Below are 2,776 nucleotides of genomic sequence, written 5' to 3'. Positions count from 1 at the left end.
GCACGTAAGGGCTCTGAGGCCAGGCTATTGCAGTATATTTGCCCCGACGAAATCGTGGCCGAGGACTCAGTACTGGCACTTGACGACAATCAAATTCTCTCTGCACTCAGTAAAAAAGTATTTCAATCCGGCTTTGTTTGGCGCGTGGTTGAAAAAAAATGGCCCGGCTTCGAAGAATTGTTTTGGCAATTTGACGTTGATAAGCTACTGATGATGCCGGATGAGATGTTAGAGCGTAAAGCCAAAGACCCCAGTATTATTCGTAACCTAAAAAAAGTGTGGACCATTCGTGATAATGCACAAATGATTGCCAGCACTCGACAGCGCGAGGGCTGCAGCTTTGCCGAATTCATTGATCGCTGGCCAAACGATGACATTATTCATTTATGGCAATATTTAAAGCAGCACGGCAGCAGGCTTGGCGGTAATACTGGCCCTTATGCGCTGCGCGCTATCGGCAAAGACAGCTTTTTACTCACCCGCGATGTTGAATTATATTTGCGCCACGCTAAAGTGATTGATAGTGGCTTATATACTAAGCGCGCCTTAAATCAGACGCAGCAGTTTTTTAATCAGCTGCAGCAGCAAAGTGGATGGCACTATCAACAGCTGAGCCAGCTGGTAGCGTGCTGCGCCGGAGAGAACCGAACGTCATCATAGACAGGCCGCAAGCACAGCCAAGGATAAGCAAGGACAGGCATGAAAAAACAAATTGCAGTTATTGGCCTCGGCCGCTTCGGAGAAAACCTTTGCTTAGAGTTGATGTCGCAAGACGTTGAAGTACTTGCGATAGATCAGCACAGCAGCTTAGTTAAAAATATTTCGCCCATGGTCACCCAGGCAGTCATTGCCAATGCCAGCGATGAACGGGTGATTGAAGAACTGAAGCTGGCCAGCTTTCATGCGGTAGTCGTGACCCTGAGTAATGATATCGGCACCAGCATCTTAATGACTATCTGCCTGAAGGAAGCAGGCGTTAAAGAGATCTGGGTTAAGTCACGCAATAAGCTGCACAGCAAAACCTTACTCAAAGTGGGCGCCAGCAAAATCATTAACCCTGAGCTCACCGAGGCTCGGCGCACCTCTCGCCAGCTGCTTTCCCCCCTGATTTTCGACTTTGTCGAACTCAGCGATAGCTTGGCAATATACGAACTGAATGTCATGCCATTTCTGCATGGTCAGTCAGTCGCCCAGCTAAAGCTTAGCGATAACGTTCAGCTCCTTGCGCTACATCGCGGCGAGCAGCTGCTGTCGAATCCCGCCAGCGACATATTGTTAGAACAAGGTGACATTATGATCGTTGGCGGCCAGCGGCAAGCGTTAAAAAAATTGATCCGCCGCCTCTCATCGTGACAGGCCCACAATGAGCAAAAGCCAACGGCGACATCAATACAGCCAGTATGTGCAAACGGTTAATCGCCGCAACTCAAGGCTAAATCGACCGGCCAGCCTGATACTGGTCTGCTATGCCTTAATTTTGCTGCCCTCAACCCTTTTCTTAATGACCGAGATCGCCTCAGTTACCGGACTGGGTTGGATTGACGCGTTATTTACCGCCACCTCAGCATTAACCGTAACCGGCCTTGGCGTTGTCGACACCGGCAGCCATTTCTCCGCCCTCGGTCATGTTTGGCTATTGTTACTTATGCAGCTTGGCGGCCTTGGGCAAATGACCCTAGGAGTCATTATTTTACTCGCGTTGCGTCAGCGGATTAGCCTAAAAGAACAGGCGATTGTGCGCGAAGAATTGAATCAAGACGTCAGCAGCAATATCTTTCAGCTGGTGCGCGCCATTGTGTTATTTGCCATTATTGTCGAGAGCATTGGCGTACTAATCCTAAGCCTCAGCTGGGTGCCTGAAATGGGCTGGTGGAAAGGTATCTACTATGCGGTATTTCATGCCGTATCGGCGTTCAATAACGCCGGTTTCTCCTTATTCAACAGTTCTCTCACCGGCTATGCTAGCGAACCCAGCGTGCTCATCAGCCTGAGCGCGTTATTTATTATTGGCGGGCTTGGCTTTACCGTGATTTTAGACCTGCTGCGCTACCCTAAGCAGGCGCGACTGTCTTTACACAGCAAGCTAACCCTGCTGGTATCAGTCGCACTGTTGTTGATTGGCAGCGTACTGATTTATCTGCTTGAGCGCGACAACCCGCTGACACTTGGTCACCTTGATGCATCCACGCAGTACCTTGGCGCATTTTTTCAGTCGGCTACCGCCCGCACTGCAGGTTTTAATTCGATCAATATTATCGACATGTCGCATGCTGGCTTACTGGTGATGATGACGCTGATGTTTATAGGCGCTGGCAGCACGTCTACCGGCGGCGGCATTAAAGTCAGCACCTTTGCCGTCGCATTAATCGCCACCCGCAGCTTTTTACAGGGGCATAGTCAATTCACCGCCTTCAAACGCAATATCGCGCCAATGATCGCACTCAAAGCGCTGGCGATTATTGTTGTCAGCTTTTTCATCCTGATTAGCGCCACCTTCATGCTAATGGTCACTGAGAATGCCCGTTTCGACGTGGTATTGTTTGAAGCCATTTCAGCCTTCAGCACGGTGGGCCTCACCGCAGGCCTCACCGCCGAGCTCAGCCCCGCAGGTAAGCTGATCATGACCGGCTTAATGATTATTGGGCGGATTGGCCCAATCACGCTAGCCTATTTTGCCACGCTGCCTAAACAGGTTTGCGTAAGCTATGCCGATGAAGATGTGATCACGGGCTAGGGAACTTTTGCCCGGCACCGACCTCTAAATTATTAGCAAGTC

The 2,776-nt window shown here is 50.1% G+C and carries 3 protein-coding genes; all 3 read left to right on the top strand.

What is annotated here, in order from left to right; genetic code table 11:
* The first annotated feature begins 27 nt into the window (after positions 1-27).
* Genes HRU21_12525 through HRU21_12515 form a run of 3 tightly spaced genes read left to right on the top strand, consistent with a single transcriptional unit; the run spans position 28 to position 2,734 of the window.
* A complete protein-coding gene (locus HRU21_12525) occupies positions 28-660 on the top strand; it encodes a DNA-3-methyladenine glycosylase I (GenBank protein ID NRA43115.1) in 633 nt (210 codons plus the stop codon).
* Between the two features lie 39 nt (positions 661-699).
* Complete coding sequence (locus tag HRU21_12520) at positions 700-1,353, top strand: TrkA family potassium uptake protein (GenBank protein NRA43114.1); 654 nt, start codon at positions 700-702, stop codon at positions 1,351-1,353.
* Between the two features lie 10 nt (positions 1,354-1,363).
* Entirely contained in the window at positions 1,364-2,734 is a 1,371-nt protein-coding gene (locus HRU21_12515) for a Ktr system potassium transporter B (protein NRA43113.1), read from the top strand.
* The last annotated feature ends 42 nt before the right edge of the window (positions 2,735-2,776 follow it).

Source organism: Pseudomonadales bacterium (genome assembly GCA_013215025.1).
Taxonomy (GTDB): domain Bacteria; phylum Pseudomonadota; class Gammaproteobacteria; order Pseudomonadales; family DT-91; genus DT-91.
Note: the sequence above shows the minus strand (reverse complement) of the source record. Positions and strands in the feature narration are given on the sequence as shown.